General features: G+C 68.0%; 24 protein-coding genes. 11 read left to right on the forward strand and 13 right to left on the reverse strand.

The annotated features are described in order from the left end of the window. Positions 1 to 2 precede the first annotated feature (2 nt). From ACSFBE_RS07940 to ACSFBE_RS07960, 5 genes are all read left to right on the forward strand, one after another. On the forward strand, positions 3 to 590 hold the full coding sequence (locus ACSFBE_RS07940; protein ID WP_435489836.1) for a DNA-deoxyinosine glycosylase: 588 nt from the start codon (positions 3 to 5) through the stop codon (positions 588 to 590). Beyond that, complete coding sequence (locus ACSFBE_RS07945) at positions 590 to 1,342, forward strand: class I SAM-dependent methyltransferase (protein ID WP_435489837.1); 753 nt, start codon at positions 590 to 592, stop codon at positions 1,340 to 1,342. Before ACSFBE_RS07940 ends, ACSFBE_RS07945 begins: the two co-directional genes overlap by 1 nt. Continuing rightward, positions 1,339 to 3,123, forward strand: coding sequence for a type IV pilus assembly ATPase TfpB (tfpB, locus tag ACSFBE_RS07950; RefSeq protein WP_435489838.1), 1,785 nt, complete (start codon positions 1,339 to 1,341; stop codon positions 3,121 to 3,123). The genes ACSFBE_RS07945 and tfpB overlap by 4 nt, the downstream gene beginning before the upstream one ends. A gap of 104 nt (positions 3,124 to 3,227) precedes the next feature. Further along, positions 3,228 to 3,716: a tripartite tricarboxylate transporter TctB family protein gene (locus tag ACSFBE_RS07955; protein WP_435489839.1), complete on the forward strand. Its 489-nt coding sequence runs from the start codon at positions 3,228 to 3,230 to the stop codon at positions 3,714 to 3,716. 9 nt (positions 3,717 to 3,725) lie between these two features. Continuing rightward, on the forward strand, positions 3,726 to 5,237 hold the full coding sequence (locus tag ACSFBE_RS07960) for a tripartite tricarboxylate transporter permease (RefSeq protein WP_435489840.1): 1,512 nt from the start codon (positions 3,726 to 3,728) through the stop codon (positions 5,235 to 5,237). 55 nt (positions 5,238 to 5,292) lie between these two features. Here the strand turns inward: ACSFBE_RS07960 and ACSFBE_RS07965 are convergent, their stop codons facing one another. Then, a complete protein-coding gene (locus tag ACSFBE_RS07965) occupies positions 5,293 to 6,201 on the reverse strand; it encodes a LysR family transcriptional regulator (RefSeq protein ID WP_435489841.1) in 909 nt (302 codons plus the stop codon). A 98-nt stretch (positions 6,202 to 6,299) separates the two neighbouring features. On the opposite strand from ACSFBE_RS07965, the gene ACSFBE_RS07970 reads away from it, so the two are divergent. The 4 genes from ACSFBE_RS07970 to ACSFBE_RS07985 are packed head-to-tail and all read left to right on the forward strand — an operon-like array spanning position 6,300 to position 10,676. After that, positions 6,300 to 7,274 carry a Bug family tripartite tricarboxylate transporter substrate binding protein gene (locus tag ACSFBE_RS07970; RefSeq protein WP_435489842.1) on the forward strand — a complete coding sequence of 325 codons (975 nt, stop codon included), beginning with the start codon at positions 6,300 to 6,302 and terminating at the stop codon, positions 7,272 to 7,274. Positions 7,275 to 7,316: 42 nt separating this feature from the next. Continuing rightward, on the forward strand, positions 7,317 to 8,930 hold the full coding sequence (locus ACSFBE_RS07975) for a gamma-glutamyltransferase family protein (protein WP_435489843.1): 1,614 nt from the start codon (positions 7,317 to 7,319) through the stop codon (positions 8,928 to 8,930). A gap of 7 nt (positions 8,931 to 8,937) precedes the next feature. Beyond that, a complete protein-coding gene (locus tag ACSFBE_RS07980) occupies positions 8,938 to 9,864 on the forward strand; it encodes a DMT family transporter (RefSeq protein ID WP_435489844.1) in 927 nt (308 codons plus the stop codon). Positions 9,865 to 9,881: 17 nt separating this feature from the next. Continuing rightward, positions 9,882 to 10,676, forward strand: coding sequence for an SDR family oxidoreductase (locus ACSFBE_RS07985; protein WP_435489845.1), 795 nt, complete (start codon positions 9,882 to 9,884; stop codon positions 10,674 to 10,676). Positions 10,677 to 10,699: 23 nt separating this feature from the next. Here ACSFBE_RS07985 and ACSFBE_RS07990 read toward each other — a convergent pair whose 3' ends face one another. Together ACSFBE_RS07990 and ACSFBE_RS07995 are read right to left on the reverse strand one after the other, a co-directional pair. Further along, positions 10,700 to 11,017 carry a hypothetical protein gene (locus ACSFBE_RS07990; RefSeq protein WP_435489846.1) on the reverse strand — a complete coding sequence of 106 codons (318 nt, stop codon included), beginning with the start codon at positions 11,015 to 11,017 and terminating at the stop codon, positions 10,700 to 10,702. A gap of 72 nt (positions 11,018 to 11,089) precedes the next feature. Continuing rightward, positions 11,090 to 12,004 carry a DMT family transporter gene (locus ACSFBE_RS07995; protein ID WP_435489847.1) on the reverse strand — a complete coding sequence of 305 codons (915 nt, stop codon included), beginning with the start codon at positions 12,002 to 12,004 and terminating at the stop codon, positions 11,090 to 11,092. A gap of 109 nt (positions 12,005 to 12,113) precedes the next feature. Here ACSFBE_RS07995 and ACSFBE_RS08000 point away from each other — a divergent pair, with 109 nt between their 5' ends. Beyond that, entirely contained in the window at positions 12,114 to 13,097 is a 984-nt protein-coding gene (locus ACSFBE_RS08000) for a quinone oxidoreductase family protein (protein WP_435489848.1), read from the forward strand. Here ACSFBE_RS08000 and ACSFBE_RS08005 read toward each other — a convergent pair. After that, positions 13,087 to 13,989, reverse strand: a complete 903-nt coding sequence (locus ACSFBE_RS08005) for a LysR family transcriptional regulator (protein WP_435489849.1) — start codon at positions 13,987 to 13,989, stop codon at positions 13,087 to 13,089. The two genes, ACSFBE_RS08000 and ACSFBE_RS08005, sit on opposite strands and share 11 nt — an antisense overlap. A gap of 69 nt (positions 13,990 to 14,058) precedes the next feature. On the opposite strand from ACSFBE_RS08005, the gene ACSFBE_RS08010 reads away from it, so the two are divergent. Beyond that, the gene (locus tag ACSFBE_RS08010) at positions 14,059 to 15,057 is read left to right on the forward strand and encodes a bile acid:sodium symporter family protein (protein WP_435489850.1); all 999 of its coding nucleotides are present in this window, start codon (positions 14,059 to 14,061) and stop codon (positions 15,055 to 15,057) included. Positions 15,058 to 15,091: 34 nt separating this feature from the next. Here ACSFBE_RS08010 and ACSFBE_RS08015 read toward each other — a convergent pair whose 3' ends face one another. The 9 genes from ACSFBE_RS08015 to ileS all read right to left on the reverse strand — a co-directional run bounded on the left by ACSFBE_RS08015 (position 15,092) and on the right by ileS (position 25,970). After that, positions 15,092 to 16,756: a Na/Pi cotransporter family protein gene (locus tag ACSFBE_RS08015; RefSeq protein ID WP_435489851.1), complete on the reverse strand. Its 1,665-nt coding sequence runs from the start codon at positions 16,754 to 16,756 to the stop codon at positions 15,092 to 15,094. 90 nt (positions 16,757 to 16,846) lie between these two features. Next, positions 16,847 to 17,674: a phosphodiesterase gene (locus ACSFBE_RS08020; RefSeq protein WP_435489852.1), complete on the reverse strand. Its 828-nt coding sequence runs from the start codon at positions 17,672 to 17,674 to the stop codon at positions 16,847 to 16,849. Between the two features lie 29 nt (positions 17,675 to 17,703). Next, entirely contained in the window at positions 17,704 to 18,771 is a 1,068-nt protein-coding gene (locus ACSFBE_RS08025) for an ABC transporter ATP-binding protein (protein WP_435489853.1), read from the reverse strand. Then, positions 18,761 to 19,561 (reverse strand): ABC transporter permease, encoded by an 801-nt coding sequence (locus ACSFBE_RS08030; RefSeq protein WP_435489854.1) that lies wholly within the window; start codon positions 19,559 to 19,561, stop codon positions 18,761 to 18,763. The genes ACSFBE_RS08025 and ACSFBE_RS08030 overlap by 11 nt, the downstream gene beginning before the upstream one ends. 9 nt (positions 19,562 to 19,570) lie before the next feature. Then, on the reverse strand, positions 19,571 to 20,380 hold the full coding sequence (locus ACSFBE_RS08035) for an ABC transporter permease (protein ID WP_435489855.1): 810 nt from the start codon (positions 20,378 to 20,380) through the stop codon (positions 19,571 to 19,573). Beyond that, positions 20,377 to 21,390 carry an ABC transporter substrate-binding protein gene (locus ACSFBE_RS08040; protein ID WP_435489856.1) on the reverse strand — a complete coding sequence of 338 codons (1,014 nt, stop codon included), beginning with the start codon at positions 21,388 to 21,390 and terminating at the stop codon, positions 20,377 to 20,379. Before ACSFBE_RS08040 ends, ACSFBE_RS08035 begins: the two co-directional genes overlap by 4 nt. Positions 21,391 to 21,430: 40 nt before the next feature. Continuing rightward, positions 21,431 to 22,432 carry a LacI family DNA-binding transcriptional regulator gene (locus ACSFBE_RS08045; RefSeq protein WP_435489857.1) on the reverse strand — a complete coding sequence of 334 codons (1,002 nt, stop codon included), beginning with the start codon at positions 22,430 to 22,432 and terminating at the stop codon, positions 21,431 to 21,433. A 128-nt stretch (positions 22,433 to 22,560) separates the two neighbouring features. After that, positions 22,561 to 23,070 carry a signal peptidase II gene (gene lspA, locus ACSFBE_RS08050; protein ID WP_435489858.1) on the reverse strand — a complete coding sequence of 170 codons (510 nt, stop codon included), beginning with the start codon at positions 23,068 to 23,070 and terminating at the stop codon, positions 22,561 to 22,563. Continuing rightward, the gene (gene ileS / locus ACSFBE_RS08055; protein ID WP_435489859.1) at positions 23,070 to 25,970 is read right to left on the reverse strand and encodes an isoleucine--tRNA ligase; all 2,901 of its coding nucleotides are present in this window, start codon (positions 25,968 to 25,970) and stop codon (positions 23,070 to 23,072) included. The genes lspA and ileS overlap by 1 nt, the downstream gene beginning before the upstream one ends. Positions 25,971 to 26,020: the final 50 nt, after the last annotated feature.

Genomic DNA, 26,020 nt, shown 5'->3' on the forward strand with positions numbered 1-26,020 from the left:
GCGTGACCGGCTCCAACCGGCCCGACCCCTTGAAAAACCCGCCGCGGCGGGTTTTTTCTCGTTCGCCTTTCGACGCCCCACTCGAGGGCCTGGTGCCGATCGTCTCGCGCCGGACGGTGGTGCTGGTGCTGGGCAGCTTTCCGAGCGCCCGTTCGCTGGCGGAGGGGCGCTACTATGCCCACCCGCAGAACCACTTCTGGAAGATCTTGCAAGCCCTCTGGCCCTCCCATCCCCTGCCCCCGGACACTGCATCCGCCGAGCGCGCCGACTGGCTGCTGCAGCACGGCCTCGGCCTGTGGGACGTCTACGGCAGCTGCCAGCGCGAAGGCAGCCTCGATGCGTCGATCCGCGACGCGGTGCTGAACGATTTCGCCGGCCTCGACGTGCCGCGGCTCGCCGCCATCGCGCACAACGGCGCCGAGAGCTTCCGCCACGCGCCGAAAGTGATCGACGCCTTGCGCGACAGCGGCCACGGCATGCTGCCGGCCTACAAGCTGCCGTCCACCAGCCCGGCGCATGCGGCGATGTCCTTCGAGCGCAAGTGCGAGGCCTGGCACGACGTGTTCGCACGGCACGGGCTGGTCGCGTGATGGCGGCGCGCACGCCGGCCCTGCCCGAGGTCAACTTCTCCGATTGGGGCGACGTCCGCTACCTGCACCTCGGCACGGAGTGGGTGCAGGGCTCGATGAAGATCGATGCGCCCTTCGAGATCGAACTGGAATATGTGCAGCGCATGATGGCCTGGCTGCTCTTCGTCGAGCCCTCGAGCGTCATGAACCGCCATGCGATGCAGCTGGGCCTGGGCGCGGCCACGCTCACCAAGTTCAGCCGCAAGCCATTGCGCATGCGCACGACGGCCGTCGAGCTCAATCCGCAGGTCGTCGCGGCCTGCCGCGGCTGGTTCAAGCTGCCGGCCGACGACGCCAAGCTGCGCGTGGTGCTGGCCGATGCCGGCACCGAGATCCGCAAGCCCGAGTGGCAGGGCACGGTCGATGCGCTGCAGGTCGACCTGTACGACCACGAGGCCGCCGCACCGGTGCTCGACAGCGAAGCCTTCTACGCCGACTGCCGCGCGCTGCTGACCGAGGACGGCTGCATGACGGTCAACCTGTTCGGCCGTTCGTCGAGTTACGAACGCAGCCTGGAGAAGATCGCCGCCGCCTTCGGCACCGAGGCCGTCTGGGCCTTCAAGCCGACGCGCGAGGGCAACACCGTCGTGCTGGCGCAGCGCACGCCGACCCGGCCCAGGCGCGACGCACTTGCCGAGCGGGCGCAGACCATCCAGACTCGCTGGGGTCTGCCCGCGCCGAAATGGCTGCGCGTCTTCAAGCCCTTGTCATGAGTGTCGTCTCGCCACCCGCCGCCGCTGCCCGCCACGAAGGCCCGCTCGATCTGCGCTTGCTGATCGAGTGGCTGGCCACCGACGGCGTCATCTCGCCGCACGAGGCCAAGCGCACCATCGCGCGCTGCGCGCAGGCCGAGAGCCGGCAGGCGCCGCTGGTGCGGCTCGCGAATGTCGCGATGACGCGCGAGAAGGATGGCAAGCCGCTCGACCTCGAAATGCTGACCGAATGGCTGGCCGGGCGCGCCGCGCTGCAGTACCTGCGCATCGACCCGCTCAAGGTCGACGTGGGCAAGGTGGCCGACACCATGAGCGCGGCCTATGCCGAGCGCCACAAGGTGCTGCCGGTGCAAGTCACGCCCAGCGAAGTGGTGGTGGCCACGGCCGAGCCCTTCCTGACCGACTGGATTTCCGAGGTCGAGCGGCAGTCGCGCCGCGCGGTGCGCCGCGTGGTGGCCAACCCGGCCGACATCCAGCGCTACACGGCCGAGTTCTTCGCACTGGCCAAGTCGGTGCGGGCGGCGCAGAAGGCCGGCGGCAATGCGGGTGGTGCCAGCTTCGAGCAACTGGTGGAGCTCGGCAAGAGCAACAAGCAGCTCGACGCCAACGACCAGAGCGTGGTGCAGGTGGTCGACTGGCTGTGGCAGTACGCCTTCGACCAGCGCGCCAGCGACATCCACCTGGAACCGCGGCGCGAGCAGGGCGTGGTGCGCTTTCGCATCGACGGCGTGCTGCACCCGGCCTACCAGATGCCCATGGGCGTGATGAACGCGATGGTCGCGCGCATCAAGCTGCTCGGCCGCATGGACGTGGTCGAGAAGCGCCGGCCGCTCGACGGTCGCATCAAGACCCGCAACATGCGCGGCGACGAGGTCGAGATGCGCCTGTCGACCCTGCCCACCGCCTTCGGCGAGAAGATGGTGATGCGGATCTTCGACCCCGACACCGCGGTGAAGGACCTCGACGCGCTGGGCTTCGCGCAGCACGACGCCAAGCGCTGGGAACAGCTCGTCACGCGGCCGCACGGCATCATCCTGGTGACCGGGCCGACCGGCTCGGGCAAGACCACCACGCTGTACTCCACGCTCAAGCGGGTGGCGACCGAAGAAGTCAACGTCAGCACCATCGAGGACCCGATCGAAATGATCGAGCCCTCTTTCAACCAGACGCAGGTGCAGCCGCAACTCGACTTCGGCTTCACCGAGGGCCTGCGCGCGTTGATGCGGCAGGACCCGGACATCATCATGGTCGGCGAAATCCGCGACCTCGCCACCGCCGACATGGCGGTACAGGCCGCGCTCACCGGCCACCTGGTGTTCAGCACGCTGCACACCAACGATGCACCGAGCGCGATCACCCGGCTGATGGAACTGGGCGTGCCCTCGTACCTGATCAACGCGGTGATGCTCGGCGTGCTGGCGCAGCGGCTGGTGCGCACGCTGTGCCCGCTGTGCAAGCAGCCCGACGAGTCGGTCACGCGCGAGAAGCTCGCCGAGTTCGTCGCACCCTGGCAGATCACCGGCTCGGTGCGCGCCTACCGGCCGGTGGGTTGCGTGGACTGCCGCATGACCGGCTACATGGGCCGCATGGGCCTGTACGAACTGCTCAGCATCAGCGAGGAGTTCAAGGCCCGGGTCAACAAGGAGCCGGTCCTCTCGGCCCTGCGCCGCCAGGCCGTGACCGACGGCATGCGGCCGCTGCGGCTGGCCGGCGCGCTGCGGGTGGCCGAGGGCGTGACCACCATCCAGGAAGTGCTGAGCGCGACGCCTCCGCTGGAATAGGCAGTCTCGGGGTAACCCTAACTCGTCGCTAGGTGGAATCCACATCGACCTGACGAGACCCTGACCACACAATCGTCCGTTCGAATTTTTCGAGGAGATTGTTCGTGAGAATCAAAAGTCAGAAGGACTTTTTCGCGGGGCTGATGTTCGCCATCGTCGGCGGCGCCTTCGCTTGGGGGGCCTCGACCTACAACGTCGGCAACGGCGCGCGGATGGGTCCCGGTTACTTCCCGCTGATGCTGGGCGTCGTGATGACGCTGATCGGCATCGGCATCATGTTCACCGGCCTGACCGTCGAAACCGAGGACGGCGAGAAGATCGGCAAGTGGGCCTGGAAGCAGATCATCTTCATCATCGGCGCCAACCTGGCCTTCGGCATTCTGCTCGGGGGCCTGCCGACCCTCGGCGTGCCGGCCATGGGCTTGATCATCGCCATCTATGCGCTGGTGATCATCGCGAGCCTGGCCGGCAGCGAGTTCAATTTCAAGAAGGTGCTGGTGCTGGCGACCGTGCTGGCCATCGGCAGCTACATCGCCTTCATCTGGGCGCTCAAGCTCCAGATCCAGGTCTGGCCGACCTTCATCACCGGCTGAGAACGCGACATGGAACTCTTTACCAATCTCTCCCTGGGTTTTGGCGTCGCCTTCACCTTCACGAACCTGCTGTACTGCCTGGCCGGCTGCATTCTGGGCACGCTGATCGGCGTGCTCCCCGGCATCGGCCCGGTCGCGACCATCGCGATGCTGTTGCCCGCCACCTATGCGCTGCCCCCGGTGTCGGCACTCATCATGCTGGCCGGCATCTACTACGGCGCCCAGTACGGCGGCTCGACCACCGCCATTTTGGTCAACCTGCCGGGTGAATCGTCTTCGGTGGTGACCGTCATCGACGGCTACCAGATGGCGCGCAAGGGCCGGGCGGGCCCCGCGCTCGCGGCCGCCGGCCTGGGCTCCTTCTTCGCCGGCTGCGTCGGCACGCTGATCCTGGCCGCCTTCGCGCCGCCGCTGACCGAGCTGGCCTTCAAGTTCGGCCCGGCCGAGTACTTCTCGCTGATGATCCTCGGCCTGATCGGCGCGGTGGTGCTGGCGTCGGGCTCGCTGCTCAAGGCCATCGCGATGATCGTGCTGGGCCTGCTGCTCGGCCTGGTCGGCACCGACGTGAATTCGGGCGTGGCCCGCTTCAGCTTCGACGTGCCTGAACTGACCGACGGCATCGGCTTCGTGGCCATCGCCATGGGTGTGTTCGGCTATGGCGAAATCATCGCCAACCTCTCGCGCCCCGAAGAAGAGCGCGAAGTGTTCACCGCCAAGGTGAAGGGCCTGTTCCCGACCAAGGAAGACTTCAAGCGCATGACGCCTGCCGTGCTGCGTGGCACGGCGCTGGGCGCTTCGCTCGGCATCCTGCCCGGCGGCGGTGCGCTGCTGGCGGCTTTCGCGGCCTACACGATCGAGAAGAAGACCAAGTTGCATCCGGGCGAAGTGCCCTTCGGCAAGGGCAACATCCGCGGCGTCGCGGCGCCCGAGGCGGCCAACAACGCCGGTGCGCAGACCTCCTTCATCCCGCTGCTGACGCTGGGCATCCCGCCCAACGCCGTGATGGCGCTGATGGTCGGCGCCATGACCATCCACAACATCCAGCCCGGCCCGCAGGTGATGACCAGCAACCCGGAACTGTTCTGGGGCCTGATCGCCTCGATGTGGATCGGCAACGCGATGCTGGTGATCCTGAACCTGCCGCTGATCGGCATGTGGATCAAGCTGCTGTCGGTGCCCTACAAGTACCTCTTTCCCGCGATCGTGCTGTTCTGTGCCGTCGGGGTCTACTCGACCAACAACAACACCTGGGACATCTGGATGGTGGGCGGCTTCGGCTTCATCGGCTACCTGTTCTTCAAGCTGGGGTGCGAACCCGCGCCGCTGCTGCTGGGCTTCATCCTCGGGCCGATGATGGAAGAGAACCTGCGCCGTGCGCTGCTGCTGTCGCGGGGCGACTGGAGCGTGTTCCTGACGCGCCCAATCTCGGCCACGCTGCTCGGCGCCGCCTTGTTGCTGCTGGTCATCGTGCTGCTGCCGGCGGTGAAGTCGAAGCGCGAAGAGGCTTTCGTCGAGGAGTAGCGCCGACGCTGCGCTGCATTCCCAAAGCCCCGTGGCCTGCGCCCCGGGGCTTTTTTCATGGCTTCATGTGTTGCCGCGCCATGGCGAGGAAGGCCATCGCCGCAGGGCTCAGCGGGTGCTTGGCCAGCCGGACCGCCACCACCGGGAATTCGAGCGCAGGCCGGACGACCCGCACCGCGCGCAGCCGCGCCGGCATCAGCACCTCGACGTACTGCGGCAGCAGCGCGACGCCGGCACCGGCCTGCACCAGGCCGAAGGCGGTCGAGAGCATCGACACGTGGTGCGCGACCACCGGGTAGACATTGGCGACGCTCGCGAGCTGGCGGCTGATGGCGCGCCACACGTTGGCGTCGGGGTTGACGTGGATGAACGGCAACCCGTCGAGTGCCCGGCCCTCGACTTCGGCATGCCGGGCGAGCGGATGGTCGTCGCGAAGGAAGAGCGCCATGCGGGCGCTGAACAGCGCTTCGGTCGCGAGCCCGGATTGCTTCTGCCCGATGTCCGAGCCGAAGCCGAGGTCGGCCTCGCGCGAGAGGACGCGCGACACCATCTGCTCGGCCGTGCTGTCGAGAAGCGTGGCGCCCAACTGCGGATGGGTGTGTGAAAAGCGCCCCAGCACCGGCGGCATCAGCGTGCCGGCGGTCAGGTGACCGACCGCCAGCACCACGCGCCCTTCGCTGAGTTGCGACTGCGAGCGGCACACCCCGACCGACTCGTCGATCAGGCGCAACGCGCGCAGGCTGGTGTCGGCCATCATCTGGCCCGCATCCGTGAGCCGGATGCGCCGCCCGCGCACCACCAGTGGCTGACCGAGCTCCTCTTCCATGCGCCGCACCAGGTGGCTGATGGCGGGCTGCGTCAATTGCAACGCTTCCGCCGCGAGCGTGAAGCTGCCGGTGTCCGCAATGGCGGCCAACGCGCGCAGCTGCTGCAGCGAGACCGCTTCGGCGCTCTGCTTTGCCATAAACACGACTCATAGTTGAATAAGCGGGATTATCTGTCGGCATGACGCTGCGGTGCATAGCATTCGAGGCTGATCCATCCAGTACAGAATCCAGCACCATGAATCGAATCCGGTTTCTTCAAGCCATGGCGGTCGCGATCTGCGTCGCGGCATCGACTGCGAGCCTGGCGCAGCAGGGCTACCCGAACAAGCCGATCCGGTTGATCGTGCCGTTCCCGGCCGGCGGCGCGACCGACCTGTTTGCGCGCACGTTGTCGCAGAAGATGGGCGAGAAGCTCGGCAATTCGGTGGTCATCGACAACAAGCCCGGCGCGGGCGGTTCCATCGGGTCGGACCTGGCGGCCAAGGCGCCGGCCGACGGCTACACGCTGCTGCTGGCGACCACCAGCACGCATTCGATCGGCCCGGCGCTCGGGGCCCGCCTGCCCTACGACGCAGTGCGCGACTTCACGCCGATCAACCACGTCGGCAACGCGCCCAGCATCATGCTGGTGCCGAACGCATCGCCTGCGAAGACGGTGCGCGAGTGGGTCGACTACGCCAGGAAGAATCCGGGCAAGCTCAACTATGCGTCCAGCGGCAACGGCACCATCGTGCAACTCACGGCCGAGCTGTTCAAGTCGCAGGCCGGCCTGTTCGTCACGCACATTCCGTACAAGGGCACGGCGCTGGCCATCCCCGACCTGATTGCCGGCAACATCGACGTGATGTTCGACTCGCTGCCCACCGGCATGCCGCATGTGCGCGACGGTCGATTGCGCGCGCTGGGCGTGACCTCGCTCAAGCGCAGCCCGCTGGCGCCCGAGCTCCCGCCGATCGCCGACACGCTGCCGGGCTTCGAGTCCAGCACCTGGTTCGGGCTGTACGGCCCGCGGGGGTTGCCGGCGGACATCGTCGCGCGCATCAACACGGCTGCCAACCAGGCGTTGGTGGACCCGGAGGTCAAGGACAAGCTCGCGCGCCTCGGAATCGAGCCAGTCGGCAGCACGCCGCCGCAGCTCGTGAAGATGGTGGCCGACGACGCGGCCAAGTGGAAGAAGATCATCATCGATCGCAAGATCAGCAACGAATAGCCAGTGCCACGCTGAATTTTTCAGGCATTTTGAAAGCTCGGTATGAAGTTCGACTACGCCAATCCCTATCTTTCCACCCGCATCCCCGTGTTTGCGCGCAACGTGGTGTCGACCTCGCACCCGTTGGCCGCGCAGGCCGGGTTGCGCATCCTGCAGCAGGGCGGCAATGCGGTCGACGCCGCCGTCGCCACCGCTGCCGTCATGACGCTGGTCGAGCCGGTGAGCAACGGGCTGGGCAGCGACGCCTTCGCCATCCTCTGGGACGGTGAGCAACTGCACGGGCTCAACGCCTCGGGCCCGGCGCCCAAGGCCTGGACGCCCGAGTACTTCAAGGCCAAGTACGGCGCCGACGCCGCGACGCCGCCGATGCGCGGCATCGACTCGGTCTCCGTGCCCGGCGCGGTGCGCGGCTGGGTGGCGCTCAGCGACCGCTTCGGCAAGCTGCCCTTCGCCGACCTGCTGGCGCCGGCCATCGACATCGCCGAGCGCGGCTACCTGATGCCGCCGGTGGTGCAGCAGAAGTGGGCGGCTGCCACGCCGGTGCTCCAGTCGATGCCCGGCTTTGCACAGGCCTTCCTGCCCTGGGGCCGCGCGCCCGAGGTGGGCGAGCTGTTTCGCTTCGCCGCCGCCGCGCGCGCGCTCAAGGCCATTGCCCGCACCAAGGGCGAGGCCTACTACAGCGGCGAGATTGCCGAGGCGCTCGCGAAGTTTTCGGCCGAGCAGGGCGGCTCGCTCACCGTGGCCGACCTCGCGGCCTACCAGCCCGAGTGGGTCCAGCCGATCTCGCGCGACTACCGCGGCCACACGCTGCACGAGATTCCGCCCAACGGCCAGGGCATTGCGGCGCTGATCGCGCTCGGCATCCTCGAGAAGTTCGACATCGCTTCGCTGCCGGTCGACTCGGTCGCTTCGCAGCATCTGCAGATCGAGGCCATGAAGCTGGCCTTCGCCGATGTCTACCGCTACGTGTCGGAGCCATCGTCGATGACGGTGACCCCCGCGCAAATGCTCGATGACGCGTATCTCGCATCCCGTGCCAGACTCATCGACGTGAAAAAGGCACAGGACTTCAAGGCCGGCAACCCCGTCAAGGGCGGCACCATCTACCTCACCGCGGCGGACGAGAGCGGCATGATGGTGAGCTTCATCCAGAGCAACTACATGGGCTTCGGCTCGGGCTGCGTGGAGCCGAGCTTCGGCATCAGCCTGCAGAACCGCGGTCACGGCTTCAGCCTCAAGGCCGACAGCCCGAACGTGGTGGCGCCGGGCAAGCGGCCGTTCCACACCATCATCCCGGCCTTCCTCACCAAGGACGGCCAGCCGGTCATGAGCTTCGGCGTGATGGGCGGCAACATGCAGCCCCAGGGCCACATGCAGACGCTGGTGCGCATGCTCGACTACAAGCAGAACCCGCAGGCCGCCTGCGACGCGCCGCGCTGGCGCTTCAACGCGGGACTCGAGATCAACGTCGAGGCCGCGATGAACCCGGCCGCCGTGCAGGGCCTGCGCGACCTGGGCCATCAACTCGACGTGATCGACGATTCGTACCAGGACTTCGGCGCCGGCCAGTTCATCTGGCGCGCGGGGGATCCGTCGGTCGAAGGCTACGTGGCGGCCAGCGATCCGCGGCGCGATGGCTTGGCGGCAGGGTACTGACGCATCCATGTCTTCGGAGTCGATCGCGCCGGCTCCTGCGGCGCATGAGAAGCCGCTTGCCGCGGGGCTGGCGCTGGCCACCTTCGGCGCCATCGCCTTCAGCGGCAAGGCGATCATCGTCAAGCTGGCCTACCGCTACGGCGTCGATGCGGTCACGCTCATCATGCTGCGCATGCTGTTCGCGCTGCCGCTCTTCGTGGGCATGGCGTGGTGGGCCGGGCGCGGCAAGGCGCCGCTGACGCGGCGCGACTGGCTGGGCGTGCTGGGGTTGGGCTTCTCGGGCTACTACCTGGCGAGCTTCCTCGACTTCGCGGGGCTGGCGTACATCACGGCCAGCCTCGAGCGGCTCATCCTGTACCTCAACCCGACGCTGGTGCTGATCTTCGGCTGGATCGCCTACCGCCGGCGCATCACGCGCTGGCAGGTGCTCGGCATGGCCATCAGCTACGCCGGCGTGCTGCTGGTGTTCGGCCACGAGGTGCAGTTGGGGCAGAGCGCCGCGGCGGCCTGGGGCACGCTGCTGGTCTTCCTGAGCGCGGTGAGCTATGCGGTCTACCTCGTCGCGAGCGGCGAGTTCGTCAAGCGCCTGGGCTCGCTGCGGCTGGTCGGCCTGGCGACCAGCGTGGCGTGCCTGCTGTGCATCGCGCAGTTTCTCGTACTGCGGCCGGTGAGCGGGGTGTTCGACCTGGCGCCGCAGGTCATCTGGCTGTCGGTGCTGAATGCGACTCTCTGCACCGCGGTGCCGGTGCTCTCGGTCATGATGGCGATCGAGCGCATCGGCGCGCCCATGGCGGCACAGACCGGCATGGTCGGGCCGATGTCGACCATCCTCATGGGTGTGGTGATCCTGGGCGAACCGTTCACCGCGTGGACCGCGGCCGGCACGGTGCTGGTGATCGCCGGAATTTTTGTCTTCACACGAACAGGGCGCTAGGCCCGAAGGAAACACAGATGGATTTCGGAATCGCGGGCCGCACGGCCCTGGTATGCGGCGGCAGCAAGGGCCTGGGCCTGGGCTGTGCCGAAGCGCTGGTGCGCGAAGGTGTGAACGTGGTGGTGGTGGCGCGCGGCGCCGACGCACTCAAGGCAGCGGCCCAACGGCTCGAAGTTGCTGCAGCCGGTTCGCCCAAGCCCTTCGTGAAGACGGTCGCCGCCGACATCACGACGCCCGAAGGCCGTGCCGCGGCCTTCGCCGCGCACGCCGACTACGACATCGTCGTGACCAACGCCGGCGGTCCGCCGCCCGGTGATTTCCGCGACTGGGACCGCGAGGCCTGGATCAAGGCGGTCGATGCCAACATGCTCACGCCCATCGAACTCATCAAGGCCACGGTCGACGGCATGGCCGCACGCGGCTACGGCCGCATCGTGAACATCACGTCGAGCTCGGTGAAGTCGCCGATCGACATCCTGGGCCTGTCCAACGGCGCGCGCAGCGGCCTCACGGGCTTCGTGGCCGGCGTGGCGCGCACGGCGATCGCGGCCAAAGGCGTGACCATCAACAACCTGCTGCCAGGTTCCTTCGACACCGACCGCCTGAAGGGCAACATGGCGGGTGCGGCTCAGAAGTCGGGCCTGGACGTCGACACCGTGCGCGCCAATCGCCAGAAGACGATTCCCGCCGGCCGCTTCGGCAACCCGGAAGAGTTCGGCGCCATCTGCGCCTTCCTGTGCAGCCTGCAGGCCGGCTACATGACCGGCCAGAACGTGCTGACCGACGGCGGCGCGTACCCCGGCACCTACTGACCCCGGCGCTGGCGACGCAAGGCTCAGTTGATCGCGAAGGCGAGCACCACGGCGCCGACCGCCAAGCCAGCCAGCCCGAACAGGAACAGCAGCTCGGCCCGGCGTTCGTGGCGGACACCGGGTGGTCCCGCGCGGATCGACATGAACGACAGCACGGCGCTTGCCAGGAAGACCAGCGCGTCGATGGCCAGCAGCTTGTCGACCGCCAGCCGGGCGCTCGTCGTGTGGCCCAGGTGGCCGATCGTCAGGACCGTCATGCAGGCCCCGATCATCGTGGCCGAGGTCGGCAGGATGTGCGCCGACAGTCCGCGCGATGGTGGGGTTTCCGGATTGGGCGTCATGTCGGCGCACTGTGGTCGGCGGGACTTAAGCCGGTCTTAAAGGAACGCCACGTGGCGCGTGCAGCGTGGCCGTCAGCGCGCTGCCGTTCGGCGTGACGACAGCACGATGCCACCCACGATCAGCGCGAAGGCCAGCGCGTGGTGGCCGTGCGGCACCTCGCCCAGAAAGGTGGCCGACAGCAGGGCAGCGAACAGCGGCGTCAGGTTGAGGAAGAAGGCGGCCGTCTTCGGGCCGGCGCGCTGCGCACCGGCACCCCAGCAGCGGAAGGCCAGGAGGGCCGGGCCGACCGCGATGAAAACCAGCGCGGCGGCCAGCCACCCGCTCCAGTGGACATACATCGCGCCGGCGGCCCATTCGCCGGCCGCGAACAGTCCCGACCACCCCAGGCCGAACACCATCTGCGCCATGAGGAAGGCCGACCAGTCCTGGCGCAGGCCTGCGGGCTCGCTGGTGCCCACGAGCATCCAGCTGTACACCGACCAGGCGAGCACGGCCAGCAGGATGTAGAGGTCACCCGGCACCAGCCGCAGCGCGGCCAGATGGCGCCAGTCGCCCTGGCTCAGCACCAGCAGCACGCCAAGCATCGAGACCGCTGCGCCAGCGATCTCGAAACGCGTGGCGCGCTGGCCGAAGAAGAGCGTGCCCATCAGCAGCATCCAGAACGGCGCGCTGGACGTGACCAGCGTCACGTTCAGCGGCGTCGAAGTCTGCAGCGCCAGGTACTGGAAGGCGTTGTAGATGCCCACGCCCAGCAGCCCAAGCACGCTGTAGCGCCGCCAGTGGCGCCACATCGGGTGATCGCACCGCAGCACCCCGTGCGCCAGCGGCAGCAGCATGACGAAGGCCAGCACCCAGCGGATGAAGTTCAGCGTGAGCGGGGAGGCGACGTCCTTCAGCATGCGGCCGAGCACCGCGTTGGCGGCCCACAGCAGCGGCGGCGTGGCGAGGAGGACGATGGTGGCGGGGGTGAGGCGAGACGGATGCATGGGCGCGAGGAAGAGCGGGCCTCTCGATTGTCCCTTCTGCGCGCGACGGGTCCGGCCGTGGCACGATCGCGGGCTGTCGACCCCGTCCCTTCTGCAGGAGCCCCTTCCCATGAGCAAAGCCGTTCGCATCGACCGCCCCGGCGGTCCCGAGGAACTCAAGATCGTCGACGTCGAGGTCGGCGAGCCCGGCCCCGGCGAGATCCGCATCCGCCACAAGGCCGTCGGCCTCAACTTCATCGACACCTACCAGCGCAGCGGGCTCTATCCGTTCGCGATGCCGCTGCAGCTGGGCATGGAAGCCTCGGGCGTGGTCGAGGCGGTGGGCGAGGGTGTGACGCACCTGAAAGTCGGCGACCGCGCCGCCTATGCCAGCGGACCGCCCGGCGCCTACAGCGAGTTGCGCGTGATGCCGGCCAAGAACGTGTGCAAGCTGCCCGACGCCATCTCCTTCGAGACCGGCGCAGCCATGATGCTCAAGGGCCTGACCGCGCAGTACCTGCTGAAGAAGACGCTGCCGGCCGAAGGCCTGCAGGCGGGCGACTTCATCGTGTTCCATGCGGCTGCCGGCGGCGTCGGTCTGATCGCCTGCCAGTGGGCCAAGGCGCTCGGCCTGCAGCTCATCGGCACGGCCGGCTCCGACGCCAAATGCCAACTGGCGCTCAAGCATGGCGCGGCGCACGCGATCAACTACAGCACCGAGAACTTCGCCGAGCGCGTGAAGGCGATCACCGGTGGCAAGGGCGTGAAGGTGGTGTACGACTCGGTCGGCAAGGACACCTACGAAGGCTCGATCGACTGCCTGCGGCCCTTCGGCCTGCTGGCGGTCTTCGGCAACGGCTCGGGCCCGGTGCCGCCGATCAACCTGGGCACCTTGGCATCGAAGGGATCGCTCTACGTGACACGGCCGACGCTGTTCACCCACATCGCCACGCGCGAGGCCACGCAGGCGATGGCCGACGATCTGTTCGCGGTGGTGCAGAGCGGCGCGGTGAAGATCCCGATCGCGCAGCGCTATGCGCTGGAAGACGTGCAGCAGGCGCACCGCGACCTGGAAGCGCGCAAGACCACCGGCTGCACCATCCTCACGCTGTAGCCGCGGCCATCACCGCGGTCTCGCGCACCAGCCGCCACACGCGCTGCGCCAGCGGCGACGGCGCGCGGTTGCGGCGGTGCACCAGCATCACGCGGCGCTCGATGCGTGGCACCAGCGGCAGCGATACCAGCGTGCCGAGCCCGCCGGGTGGCACGGCCAGTGCCGGCATCACGCTGATGCCGATGCCCGCCTCGACCATGCGGAACACCGTCGTCGGGTGGCCCAGCTGTTGCGCCACCTCGGCCTGCACGCCATGGCGGGCCAAGGCATCGTCGATCAGCCGGCGGCTGCCCGACGCATGGTCGAGCAGCACCAGCGGATGGCCGGCCAGCGCCGACCAGCGCACCGTCTTGCGCGTGGCCAGCGGATGGCCCGCGGGCACCACCAGCACGAAGGGGTCGTTCAGGATCGTCTCGGCCGTGAGGTCGTCGGTGGCCGAGGGCTCGATCACCACGCCGAAGTCGACCTCGCCGGCACGCACGCTGTCCAGCGCGTCCTGCTGGATGCGGTCGAGCAGCACCAGCTGGATGTCGGGTTCCTGCTGCGCGCAGGCCGCGATGCAGGCCGGCATGAGCTGCGCCGACAGCGTCGGGCTGCTGGCCACGCGGACCTTGCCGCGTCGCGCGCTGGCCATGCCACGCACGTCGAGCAGCGTCTGGTCGAGCTCGTCTAGCACGCGCTCGAGCCGGGCCGCCAACGACTGGCCGGCATCGGTCAGCACCACCTCGCGCGTGGTGCGGTCCAGCAGCTTCAGGCCGACCTGCGATTCGAGCTCGAGGATCGCGCGGCTCACTGCGGGCTGGGTCAGCGCCACCGCGTCGCCCGCGCGGCTGAAATTGCGCTCGGCTGCGACGGCGAGGAAAACCCGGAGCTGGCGCAGCGTGACATTCATGCGCTGAAATCATATATCTATCAGATAAATCCATTTCTCTTTCGATGGTGTCACGGGCCCAATGGGCGCATGGCCCGTTCACGCTACCTCCCCGACAACTTCACTCTCGCCCTGGTCACGACCGTGGCGCTGGCCAGCCTGCTGCCCGCCTCGGGCAGCACGGCGCACTTTTTCGAGCGGCTCACCACCGTGGCCATCGGGCTGCTCTTCTTCCTGCATGGCGCCAAGCTGTCGCGCGAGGCGATCGTGCAGGGCGTCGGCCACTGGCGCCTGCACCTGCTGGTGCTGGCCTGCACCTTCGTGCTGTTCCCGGCGCTCGGATTGGCGCTGCGACCGGTGCTGGAGCCCCTGGTGACGCCCGCGCTCTACACCGGCGTGCTCTACCTCTGCGTGCTGCCGGCCACGGTGCAGTCGGCCATCGCCTTCACCTCGCTGGCACGGGGCAACGTGCCAGCGGCCATCTGCAGCGCGTCGGCCTCGACGCTGCTCGGGGTCTTCGTCACGCCGCTGCTGGTCGGCTTGATCGTGACGACTGGCGCCAGCAGCTCAGCCTCGCTCGACGCGATCGGCCGCATCTTGCTGCAACTGATGGCGCCCTTCGTGGTCGGGCATTTGCTGCGGCCTTGGATCGGCGCCTGGGTGAAGCGGCACGCGTCGACGCTCACGCTGGTCGACCGCGGCTCGATCCTGCTGGTGGTCTATACGGCGTTCAGTGCAGCGGTGATCGAAGGCCTGTGGAAGCAGGTGTCGCCTACCGCGCTGGCGGGCCTGTTCGTGGTGCTGGCCGTGCTGCTGGCGCTCGCGCTGACCTCGACGACGTGGATGGCCCGCAAGTTCGGCTTCGACAAGGCCGATGAGGTGACCATCGTGTTCTGCGGGTCCAAGAAGAGCCTGGCGAGCGGCGTGCCGATGGCGCATGTGCTGTTCGCCGCGAGCGCCGTGGGCACCGTCGTGCTGCCCGTCATGCTGTTCCACCAGATGCAGCTGATGGTCTGCGCGGTGCTGGCCCAGCGCTATGCGCGCCGCCCGGTGGACGAGGCGCCTGCGGCCGTCGCCAAGCCGGCCTGACGGCTTGACGGCCTGAGTGCAGCCCCTCCGTCGCTCAGGGGTTGTCGAGCGGGTGCAGGCGCGATTCGCGCAGCCGGCTCGGGGCCAGCGCGCCGGCCGAGTCGAGGATCGGGTAGGCGATCGAGCAAATGTGCGAGTTGATGCGCTTCAAGTCGCTGATCAGGTCGATGTGCAGCGAGCTGGTCTCCATGCTCGGCGCGGTGCGGTCCATCAGCCGGCTCAGGTGGGTGGTGGCGTAGGCACGCTCCAGGTCGCGGAAACGCGCCTTCTCTTCCAGCAGCTTCTGCGCGTCGCGCACATTGCCGTTCAGGAAGACGCTCATGCCCAGGCGCAGGTTCGCCACCAGCCGCTCATGCAGCTCGACAATCTCGGCCATGCCGGCCGGCGAGAAGTTGCGCTGCGGCTTGATCTTCTTGTCCTCGATGTCGATGATCACGCGTTCGATGATGTCGCCCACCTGCTCCATGTTGATGGTGAAGCTGATGATGTCGGTCCAGCGCTTGCTCTCTTCTTCGCCCAGTGCCTCGCGCGAGATCTTCGTCAGGTAGTACTTGATGTCCGAGTAGAGCCGGTCGACCGTGTCGTCGAGCTTGCGCAGCTCCTCGGCCAGTTTCAGGTCGTTGTGGCGGATCACGTTGAGCATGCCGATCAGCATGGTCTCCACGATGTCGGCCTGGTGCAGTGCCTCGCGCGCGGCGTTCGAGATGGCGAGCGTGGGCGTCGACAGGGCGGACGGGTCCAGGTGCTGCGGCCGCGCGGTCGACGAGCCTTCCTTGGGCACCGGCAGCAGGCGCTTGACGAGTTCGGCCACCCAGCCGGTCAGGCCGATGAAGCCGATGCTCACCACCACGTTGAAGGCCAAGTGGTACAGCACGACCAGCTGCGTCGCGTCGGACACGTAGGCGCGCACATGCGTCAGGTACAGGCCAATGAAGGGCGCGGCCACCGTCACGCCGAGCAGCTTGAAGAGCAGGTTGCCGACTGTCACCTGCCGCACCGCGATGTCCGACTTGGCGGTGGTCAGCACCGCCAGCACGCCGCTGCCGAGGTTGGCGCCCAGCACCAGGCCCAGCGCCACGTCGAGCGGCACGACCGCCGAGGTCGCCATGGCGGCGACCAGCAGCACCACGGCCAGGCTCGAATACGCCACCACGGCCAGGGCGGCGCCGATGGTGATCTCCAGCAGCACGTCGCTGCTGATGGACACCAGCACCGCGCGCATGGCCGGCGAATCGAACAGCGGGCCGGTGGCCTGCACGACCAGTTGCAGTGCCAGCAGCATCAGGCCCAGTCCGATCAGGATGCGGCCGAAGCGGCCGGCGGGCGTGGCCGGCCGGGTGATCGAGAGCACGACGCCGGTGAAGATGAAGAGCGGCGACAGCCACGAGAGGTCGGTCGAGAACAGCACCGACATCAGCGCCGTGCCGACGTCGGCGCCACGCATCACGGCCAGCGCCGCCGGCAGGGTGATGAGCCCCTGGCCGACGAAGGACGAGGTCATGAGCGAGGTCGCGGTGCTCGACTGCACCAGCGCCGTCACGCCGATGCCCGACAGCGCGGCCGTGAAGCGGTTGCGCATGCTGCGCGCCAGGAACTTGCGCAGGTTGCCGCCGAACACGCGCAGTACGCCGGTGCGGACGAGGTGGGTGCCCCAGACGAGGAGCGCGACTGCTGCCAGCAGGTTCAGCAGGTGTTTCATGGACGGCGTGCGACTTTCTATTCTTCTGTTCGAGCCCTGATTGTCGGCACGGGTGGTGCCGCAAGGTGTCCGTCGAAGGCGGCACCGGGTTCAGTCAATCAAGGTCCCATTCTCGTGGAAAGGATAGGGGCCTTCGAACTCGCCCGAGGCGGCCAGGTGCGTGACCAGCCGTTCACCGTCCCAGGCATGCAGTCGGAAGCCCGGCGGCTCGAGCATCCACGCCGAGGGCGCTTCGGGGTCAAGGTCGAGCGCGACCTGGTGGCCCGGCGCCGGCGAGGTCGACGCGATGGTGCCGCCGAAGCGCACGTCGATGGCGCGGTGCAGGTGGCCGCAGATCACGCGCTCGACGTTCGGATGGCGCCCGACCAGCGCTTCGAGTTCGGCAGCGCCTTCGAGCAGGCCGATGTCGTCCATGTGGCCGATCAGCGTGCGAAAGGGCGGGTGGTGCATCGCGATGACGACTGGCTCGTGGCTGCATGCCTCAAGTTGCTTTTCGAGCCAGCCCAGGCGCTCAGCGTCGAGCGTGCCGTGGCTGTGGCCCGGCACGCAGGTGTCGAGCGTGAGCAGCCGGATGCCGCCGACCTTCACGCTGTACTGCACGAAGCCGCCGATGTCGCCCAGGTGAGCGTGCGTGGGGAAGCTGTGGCGCAACTGGTCGCGGTCGTCATGGTTGCCCGGCATCAGGTAGATCGGCATCGTGAGCGGCGCCAGCAGTTCGGCCATGTGCGCGTATTCGGCCGCACGGCCGAAATCGCTCAGGTCGCCGGTGATGACGACCGCGTCGGGCGCCTGCCGCAGGCGCAGCACGCTCTGCACCGCGCGCTGGAGGTAGGGCGCGGTGTCGATGCGGCCATAGGCCAGGCGGCCGGGTTCGCGGATGTGGAGGTCGGTGAGTTGGACGAGAACGGTGGGGGTCATTGGAGTACCTTCGTGCGGCCGGGCGTCGCTCATGCGGCGGCGGCTTCCTGCGATGTCATGAGCCGGTCGGGGTGGATGCGCACGCCGACTTCGTCGCCGGCCTGAAAGCGGGTGTCTCGCGCTGCGTCGACCAGCAGGCTCGCCTGGCCGGCCACGCGCAGCTGCAGCTGCACGCGATCGCCGAGGAAGGTGCGCTGTGCCACGGTCGCGATGCCCCAGCCCGATTGGCCGGCCGGGCCGATCTGCACGTCTTCGGGGCGCACGAGGAGCGTGGGGTGGTTCGCCCAGGATTTCGGGCAGGCCATGGCCATGCCGCCGAGGAGCACCACGCCGCGGGCGATGGCTTCCGGCGAGCGTTCCAGGCGGTTCACCCGGCCGAGGAATTCGGCCACGAAGGGATGGGCGGGCGCGCGGTACAGCGCTTCGCCGCGGCCGATCTGCACGATGCGGCCGGCCCGCATCACAGCGAGGCGGTCGGCGATGGCCATGGCTTCCTGCTGGTCGTGCGTGACGTGGATGGCCGTGATGTGCAGCCGGCGCAGCAGTTCGGCCAACTCGTCGCGCAGCGACTCCTTCAACTTGGCGTCGAGCGCGGCCAGCGGCTCGTCGAGCAGCAACACGCGCGGGCGCACGGCCACCGCGCGCGCAAGGGCCACGCGCTGGCGCTGGCCGCCCGAGAGCTCGCTGGGCCGCTTGTTCTCCAGGCCATGGAGCCGCGTCAGGTCCACCAGTTCGCCGACCACGCGCTTCTCTTCCGCCGCCTCGACGCCGCGGATGCGGAGGCCATAGCCGATGTTGGCCGCCACGCTCATCTGCGGGAACAGCGCGTAGCTCTGGAACACCATGCCGACGCCGCGCAGCTCGACCGGCTTGTGCGTCACGTCCTGATCGCCGAAGCGGATGGTGCCGCCGTCGTCGAGCGTTTCGAGCCCGGCGATCAGGCGCAGCAGCGTGGTCTTGCCGCAGCCCGAGGGGCCGAGCAGTGCGAGCACTTCCCCCGGCTCCACGTGCAGGCTCGTCGGTTGCAGGCCGCGCGTGCCGTCGGCGTAGGTCTTGGCGACGTTCTCAATGTCGACGGGGATGCGTTCAAGTTCCATGGCGTTTCTGCAGGAGATGGGCGAGGGACTGCAAGCCCCACAGCACCGGAAGGATGACGATGAAGAAGACCAGCGTGTAGGCCGAGCCCACTTCCAGCCGCATCGAGGCGTAGCTGTCGGCCAGGCCGACTGGGAGCGTGCGGGTGAGCGGCGTGTGGAGCATCCAGGTCAGGTTGAATTCGCCGACCGAGAGCGTGAAGACCATCAGGCTGCCGGCCACGATGGCGGGAAAAACGGCCGGCACCAGGATGCCCATGAAGCGCTGGCGAAAGCTCGCGCCCAGCGTGCGCGCCGCTTCTTCCAGCGCGACGAGGTCATGGCGCTGGAAGGCCGAGGCCACGGTGCGCACCATGAAGGGCAGCGTGAAGATGATGTGCCCGACCAGGATGAAGGCGAAGCTCTGGCGGAAGGCGCTGATCTGTCCGTAGGCCAGGATCAACGCCAGCGCGGTGGCCAGGCCCGGCACCGCGACCGGCAGCGTCAGCAGCTCCTCGAAGATGCGGGCCGCGCGCGAGCGGCTGCGGGCCAGCGCATAGGCGCAGGGCACGCCGAGCACGATGGTGCAAGCGACGCAGACCAGCGCCAGCGCGAGCGACCAGCCGACCGTGCCGCCGTAGACCTCCCACACCTCGCCGAACCAGCGTGTCGTGAGCCCGCTCTTGAGGCCGACGCTGTAGTTGTTGACCAGGCCGGCCATCACCGACAGCAGCATCGGCGAGATCATGAAGAAGCTGACCAGCGCCGTGATCGCGAAGAGGAAGGGCGCCTTGCCTGAGGTGTTGTGCCGCATGTGTTCTCCTCAGCGCGTGATCGGGCTGCCGCCAAAGTGGCGCGCCACGAACAGCACCAGCCACGTGACCACGCCCAGCGCGATCGACAGCGACGCGGCCAGTGCGAAGTTGGCGTAGTTGGTGAACTCGTTGTAGATGGTGATCGGGATCACCTCGAACTTGCTCGCCAGGGTGAAGGCCGTGCCGAAGGCGCCCATCGAGGTCGCGAACAGGATCGCGCCGCAGGCCAGCGTGGTGGGTGCCAACTCGGGCAGCCACACGTCGCGCACCACGCGCAGCCGCGAGGCGCCCAGCGAGCGGGCGGCTTCCTCCAGCTGCAGGTTCATCGATTCGGCGGCCGCCGCATAGGTCGCGATGGCGCGCGGCAGCGAGAAGTACAGGTAGGCCAGGAACAGGCCGAGCAGGCCATACGCGAAGGTGATGCGTTCGCCCACCAGCGCGTCCGACAGGTCGGCCACCAGGCCCTGCCGGCCGCCCAGCAGGATCACGAAGAAGCCGACGATCACGCCGGGGAAGGACAGCGGCAGCGTGAGCAGCGACAGCAGCACGCGCTTGCCGAGGAAGTCGCGCCGCGCGAGATAAACGCCGACCGCGCCGCCCAGGACCAGCGTGGCCAGCGTCACGCCGAGCGACAGCAGCACCGTGTTGAGCATGCTCTGCAGATAGCGGCTGTCGGTGAGCACCGCGAAGTAGGTGGCCCAGCCCTTGTCCGCCGGCAGCGCCAGCAGGCGCAGCACCGGCAGCAGCCAGAACATCAGGAAGAAGGCGCCGGCCGGCGCTGCGCAGCCGAGCAGCAGCCAGCGCTGGCCGGATTTCAACGCACGTCCTTCAGGTAGCTGTCGGAGAAGGCGCGCTGCGCAGCGGCCATGCGGCCGTAGTCGACCGTCTTGGCGCGCTGGTACTCGGCGGCGGGCAGGAACTGCGCCTCGACGTCCTTGGGCATGGCGCCGGCACGGACCGGTCGCAGGTAGGCCTTGGCCCAGATCGCCTGGCCTTCGTCGGACAGCACGAAGTCCAGCACCTTCTTCGCATCGGCCGAATGCGGCGCGTTGGCCACCATGCTCATCACGTAGGGCACGACGACGGTGCCTTCGGTCGGAATCACGAAGGCGACGTTGGCCTTGTCCTTGTACTTGGCGCGGTAGGCGTTGAAGTCGTAGTCGAGCAGGATCGCGATCTCGCCCGACAGCACGCGCGCATACGAGGTCTGCTTGGGCACGATGGGTTCGTTCTTCTGCAACGCCTTGAAGTAGTCGATGGCCGGGCCGAAGTTGTCGAGCGTGCCGCCGCGCGCTTCGTTGATGGCAACCGCGCCGACGTAGCCGACGAAGGCGGATGCCGGGTCGAGGTAGCCGATCAAACCCTTGTACTCGGGCTTGAGCAGGTCGGCCCACGATTTCGGGATCGGCTTGCCCTTGAGCGCGTCGACGTTGACCATGAAGCCGAGCGTGCCCGAGTGGATCGTGAACCAGTGACCGGCCGGGTCCTTCAGGCCGTCGGGGATGTCTTTCCAGTTGGCGGGCTGGTAGGGGGCGACCACGCCGTCCTTCTGCGCCTGGATGGCGAAGGTGACGCCGAGGTAGGTCATGTCCGCGACCGGGCTGGCCTTCTCGGCGATGAGCTGGGCCAGCGACTGGCCGGAGTTCTTGTTGTCCGGCGGCACGGTGACGCCAGTCTTGGCCTTGATGGCGCGCAGCTGCGTGCCCCAGTCGGCCCATTCGGTCGGGCAGTTGTAGCAGATGGCGGTCTGCGCCATGGTGGCGCTGGCCGCGGCGAAGCCGGCGGCCAGCACGCCGAGGCGGGCGATGCGTCGAAGGGTCGAGGACATGGGAACTCCTGGGGTGAATGAAGAGAGGGACGAGAGAGATTCAGGGGGCGGCCGGTGCCGCGCAGGATTCGCCTTCGCGAAAGCCGTGGGGCAGCAGCAGGCTGGCGCTGGCATCGGGTGCCTGGCCGCTGGCGAGCGCGCGCACCAGCAGCTCGACGCTGTGGCGGCCGATGTCGTGGTTGGGCTGCATCACGGTGCTCAGCGCGGGCGTCAGGTCCTGGCCGAGTTCGATGCCGTCGAAACCGACCACGGCCAGGTCCTGCGGCACGCGCAGGCCGTCGAGCGACGCGGCGCGGATGCTGCGGATGGCCAGCAGGTCGTTCGAGCAGAACAGGGCGGTGGGGCGAGGCGTCGACTGCAGGTAGTGGCGCACCGCATCGACCGCGGTTTCGAGGAAGGGCACCTCGAGCACCGGCGGCGCGGCGAGCCCGGCGTCGGCCATGCCCCGCAGGTAGCCGCGGTGGCGCTGCTGCGCCCGATCCGAGGCGGCCATGGTGCCGCTGACCATCGCGATGCGCCGGTGGCCCAGCTGCACCAGCCGCGCCACCACCCCGGCCGATGCGGCTTCGCTGTCGACCGACACGCACGGATGCGCCGGATGCCGGTTGTAGGCCAGCACATAGGGCATCGCCACGCTGCGCAGGCGCCGGAGCGCCTCGGAGTTCGACGGGTTCGACACCACCAGGATCATTCCGTCGACGTTGCCCGCGAGCAGCAGATTGACGGCGCGCTGCTCCTCGTCGAGTTCGTAGGCGGTGGTGACGGGGATGATCGCGTAGCCGGCCGCCGCCGCGGCCTGGGCAATGCCCTGCAGGCATTCGGCGAAGGTCGGGTTCAGCAGCGTCGGCAGCACCACACCGAGCACGCGGCTGCGCTGGGTGCGCAGCGTGCGGGCGCTGGCGTTGGGCAGGTAGCCCAGTTCCTTCGCGATGCGCTCGATCGCTTCCCGGGTGGCCGGTGCCACCTTGTCGGGGAAGTTGAAGGCGCGCGAGACGGTGGCGACGGAGACGCCCGCGCGCTCGGCAACGGTCTGGATGTTCATCGATGCGACAGCTATGTAATCGATTACATTGAACCGCGGCAGTATGACGCCGTGATGACCCATGAAAAAACCGCGTTAACCCTGGAAGGGTCAACGCGGTCCTTGGTTTGGGCAGCGGGTCGGCGGGGCTACTTGCCTCGGCGCACCCGCCGCAATTCGTCCAGGATCAGGCAGATCGCGCCGATGGTGATGGCGCTGTCGGCCACATTGAAGGCCGGGAAGTGGCTCTTGCCGAGGTGGAAGTCGAGGAAGTCGACCACGTAGCCGTGCATCATCCGGTCGACCACGTTGCCGATGGCACCGCCCAGGATGCAGGCCATGGCGAAACTGAAGAGCTTCTGCCCGGGGTGCGACTTCAGCATCCAGACGATGAAGATCGCCGCCGCCACGCCGATGGCGGTAAACAGCCAGCGCTGCCAGCCCGAGTGGTCGGCCAGGAACGAGAACGCCGCGCCGGTGTTGTGGGCCCGCACGATGTTGAAGAAGCTGGTGACGTAGGTCGCGTCGCCGAGCCGGTAGTAGCCGAGGATCAGGGTCTTGGTGAACTGGTCGAGGATGAACAGCACCAGCGCCAGGCCGAGCCAGGGCCAGATGGCGTTCGACGACGACAGCTTGCGGGTGGTCGCGGTGCGGGCCATTAGGCGATGCTCCGCGCTTCGCCCGCGCCGTAGAGGTTGCTGGTGCAGCGGCCGCAGATCGTCGGGTGGGCCGGGTCGTGGTCGACATCGGCGCGGTAGTGCCAGCAGCGCTCGCACTTGGTGTCGGTGCTGGGCGTGACGTTGAATGCCGCTTCGCCTGCGGCCACATCGTCTGCACTTGCTGCGCGCGACAGTGCAATGGCGGAGACGATGAAGACAAACTTCAGGTCGTCACCTAGCGAATCCAGCAATTCAAAGTCCTCAACGCTGACTGCAAGGTCGAGGTTTGCTTGCAAAGATGATCCGACGCGACCCTCTTTGCGTTCCAACTCAATCGCGCGGTTGACGAGATCGCGGATGTCTCGGATGCGCGTCCACTTGGCCAGCAGGCCGTCGTCGGGCGTGCCCAGGTCGCTGTAGACCTGCGTGAAGATCGAGTCGCCTGGCTGACCCGTGCCCACCAGCTTCCACGCCTCTTCGGCGGTGAAGCTGAGAAAAGGCGCCATCCAGCGCAGCATCGCCTGCGTGATGTGCCAGAGCGCGGTCTGCGCGCTGCGGCGCGCATGCGAGCCGGGCGCGGTCGTGTAGAGCCGGTCTTTCAGCACGTCCAGGTAGAAGCCACCCAGGTCTTCCGAGCAATAGATCTGCAGCTTCGCGACCACCGGGTGGAACTCGTACACCTTGTAGTGCGCCAGCACCTCGGCCTGGAATTGCGCGGCACGGCTGAGCGCATAGCGGTCGATCTCCAGCATCTGCGCGAGCGGCACCGCGTCCTTCGCGATGTCGAAGTCGCTGGTGTTGGCCAGCAGGAAGCGCAGCGTGTTGCGGATGCGGCGGTAGGCGTCGACCACGCGCGCGAGGATCTTGTCGTCGCCCGCGATGTCGCCCGAATAGTCGCTGGCCGCCACCCACAGGCGGATGATTTCCGCGCCCAGCTTCTTGCTGATCTCCTGCGGATCGATGCCGTTGCCGAGCGACTTGCTCATCTTGCGGCCCTGGCTGTCGACGGTGAAGCCGTGCGTCAGCAGGCCGCGGTAGGGCGCGCGGCCTTCCAGCGCCGACGCCAGCAGCAGCGACGAGTGGAACCAGCCGCGGTGCTGGTCGTGGCCTTCGAGGTACAGGTCGGCCTCGGGGCCGGCGTCGTGGTGCACCGTGGGGTGCGTGCCGCGCAGCACGTGCCAGAAGGTCGAGCCCGAATCGAACCACACCTCCAGGATGTCGGTGCTCTTGGTGTAGCTCGGCGCGTCTTCGGCGCCGAGGATTTCCTCGACGGTCACGCGGCTCCAGGCCTCGATGCCGCCGCGCTCCACGATGTCGGCGGCCTGGTCGAGGATCTCCATCGTGCGCGGATGCAGCTCGCCCGAATCCTTGTGCAGAAAGAAGGGAATCGGCACGCCCCAGCTGCGCTGGCGCGAGATGCACCAGTCGGGCCGGTTGGCGATCATGTCGTGCAGGCGCGCCTTGCCGTTCTCCGGGTAGAAGTGCGTCTTCTCGATGGCTTCGAGCGCCGTCTGGCGCAGCGTTTGGGGCGCCTTGTCCTTGGTGAACACGCCTTCGCCCTCGTCCATGCGGATGAACCACTGGGCGGCGGCGCGGTAGATCACCGGCGTCTTGTGGCGCCAGCAGTGCGGGTAGCTGTGGGTGATGCCTTCGGTGGCCAGCAGCCGGTGCGCCTCGCGCAGCGCGGCGATGATCTCCGGCACGGCCTTCCAGATGTGCTGCCCGCCGAACAGCGGGAAGTCGGCCGCGTAGGTGCCGTTGCCCTGCACCGGGTTCAGGATGTCGTCGTAGGCCATGCCATGCGCAATGCACGAGTTGAAGTCGTCCACGCCGTAGGCGGGGGACGAGTGGACCAGGCCGGTGCCGTCGGTGGCGGTGGCGTAGTCGGCCAGGTACACGGGCGCCAGGCGCTTGTAGCCATGGTTCCCGTTCTCATCCTTCACGTCGTACAGCGGATGCGCGAACTCGAGCCCGCCCAGCGCCTCGCCCTTGACGGTGGCCAGCACCTTGCCGTCGAGCGCGTAGCGGTTCATGCACATCTCGACCAGCGAGGTGGCGAGGATCAGCAGGCCGCGTTCGGTGTCGACCAGCGAGTACTCCAGCTCTGGATTCAGGTTGATCGCCTGGTTGGCCGGGATGGTCCACGCGGTGGTGGTCCAGATGACGGCGAAGATGTCGCCGAGCACATCGGGCCGGCCGAACGCAGCCAGCACCTTGGCGCGCTCGTGCGCCTTGAAGGCCACGTCGAGCGTCTGCGACTTCTTGTCGGCGTATTCGATCTCGAACTCGGCCAGCGACGAGCCGCAGTCGAAGCACCAGTACACCGGCTTCAGGCCACGGTAGACGAAGCCGCGCTCGATCACGCGCTTGAAGGCGCGCAGCTCGCCGGCCTCGTTGGCGAAGTCCATCGTCTTGTACGGGTGGTCCCACTCGCCCAGCACGCCCAGGCGCTGGAAGTCGACCCTCTGCTGCGCGATCTGCTCGGTCGCGAAGGCGCGGCTCCTGGCCTGCATGTCGTCCCGGCTCAGGTTGCGGCCGTACTTCTTCTCGATCGCGTTCTCGATCGGCAGGCCATGGCAGTCCCAGCCCGGCACGTAGAGCGCGTCGAAGCCTTCCAGCTGCCGCGCCTTGGTGATCATGTCCTTCAGGATCTTGTTGACGGCGTGACCCATGTGGATCTGGCCGTTGGCGTAGGGCGGGCCGTCGTGCAGGATGAACTTGGGCGCGCCGGCGCGGGCCACACGCAACCGCTTGTAGAGACCCTGGTCTTCCCATTCCTTGACCCAGCCCGGTTCGCGCTTGGCCATGTCGCCGCGCATCGGGAAGGGGGTGTCGGGCAGGTTGAGGGTGGCGCGGTAGTCGCGGGTGTCGCCACTGCCTTCGGGTGTGTTGTCAGCCATGGGGGTTCCGGAAATCTGCGCTGCGGGTGCAGCGCGCGAGGATCGAGGGA

Origin of the sequence: Variovorax sucrosi (assembly GCF_051216635.1) — a bacterium.
Classification (GTDB): domain Bacteria; phylum Pseudomonadota; class Gammaproteobacteria; order Burkholderiales; family Burkholderiaceae_C; genus Variovorax.

Coding starts and splice junctions, on each gene's coding strand:
- lspA (WP_435489858.1), bottom strand. CDS start 23,070: ATGGCCCGCACCGCGACCACCCGCAAGCTGTCGTCGTCGAACGCCATC.
- ACSFBE_RS07995 (WP_435489847.1), bottom strand. CDS start 12,004: ATGCATCCGTCTCGCCTCACCCCCGCCACCATCGTCCTCCTCGCCACG.
- tfpB (WP_435489838.1), top strand. CDS start 1,339: ATGAGTGTCGTCTCGCCACCCGCCGCCGCTGCCCGCCACGAAGGCCCG.
- ileS (WP_435489859.1), bottom strand. CDS start 25,970: ATGGCTGACAACACACCCGAAGGCAGTGGCGACACCCGCGACTACCGC.
- ACSFBE_RS08040 (WP_435489856.1), bottom strand. CDS start 21,390: ATGTCCTCGACCCTTCGACGCATCGCCCGCCTCGGCGTGCTGGCCGCC.
- ACSFBE_RS08005 (WP_435489849.1), bottom strand. CDS start 13,989: ATGAATGTCACGCTGCGCCAGCTCCGGGTTTTCCTCGCCGTCGCAGCC.
- ACSFBE_RS07960 (WP_435489840.1), top strand. CDS start 3,726: ATGGAACTCTTTACCAATCTCTCCCTGGGTTTTGGCGTCGCCTTCACC.
- ACSFBE_RS07980 (WP_435489844.1), top strand. CDS start 8,938: ATGTCTTCGGAGTCGATCGCGCCGGCTCCTGCGGCGCATGAGAAGCCG.
- ACSFBE_RS08025 (WP_435489853.1), bottom strand. CDS start 18,771: ATGGAACTTGAACGCATCCCCGTCGACATTGAGAACGTCGCCAAGACC.
- ACSFBE_RS08000 (WP_435489848.1), top strand. CDS start 12,114: ATGAGCAAAGCCGTTCGCATCGACCGCCCCGGCGGTCCCGAGGAACTC.
- ACSFBE_RS07970 (WP_435489842.1), top strand. CDS start 6,300: ATGAATCGAATCCGGTTTCTTCAAGCCATGGCGGTCGCGATCTGCGTC.
- ACSFBE_RS07965 (WP_435489841.1), bottom strand. CDS start 6,201: ATGGCAAAGCAGAGCGCCGAAGCGGTCTCGCTGCAGCAGCTGCGCGCG.
- ACSFBE_RS08015 (WP_435489851.1), bottom strand. CDS start 16,756: ATGAAACACCTGCTGAACCTGCTGGCAGCAGTCGCGCTCCTCGTCTGG.
- ACSFBE_RS07990 (WP_435489846.1), bottom strand. CDS start 11,017: ATGACGCCCAATCCGGAAACCCCACCATCGCGCGGACTGTCGGCGCAC.
- ACSFBE_RS08010 (WP_435489850.1), top strand. CDS start 14,059: ATGGCCCGTTCACGCTACCTCCCCGACAACTTCACTCTCGCCCTGGTC.
- ACSFBE_RS07985 (WP_435489845.1), top strand. CDS start 9,882: ATGGATTTCGGAATCGCGGGCCGCACGGCCCTGGTATGCGGCGGCAGC.
- ACSFBE_RS08020 (WP_435489852.1), bottom strand. CDS start 17,674: ATGACCCCCACCGTTCTCGTCCAACTCACCGACCTCCACATCCGCGAA.
- ACSFBE_RS07945 (WP_435489837.1), top strand. CDS start 590: ATGGCGGCGCGCACGCCGGCCCTGCCCGAGGTCAACTTCTCCGATTGG.
- ACSFBE_RS08030 (WP_435489854.1), bottom strand. CDS start 19,561: ATGCGGCACAACACCTCAGGCAAGGCGCCCTTCCTCTTCGCGATCACG.
- ACSFBE_RS07975 (WP_435489843.1), top strand. CDS start 7,317: ATGAAGTTCGACTACGCCAATCCCTATCTTTCCACCCGCATCCCCGTG.
- ACSFBE_RS08045 (WP_435489857.1), bottom strand. CDS start 22,432: ATGAACATCCAGACCGTTGCCGAGCGCGCGGGCGTCTCCGTCGCCACC.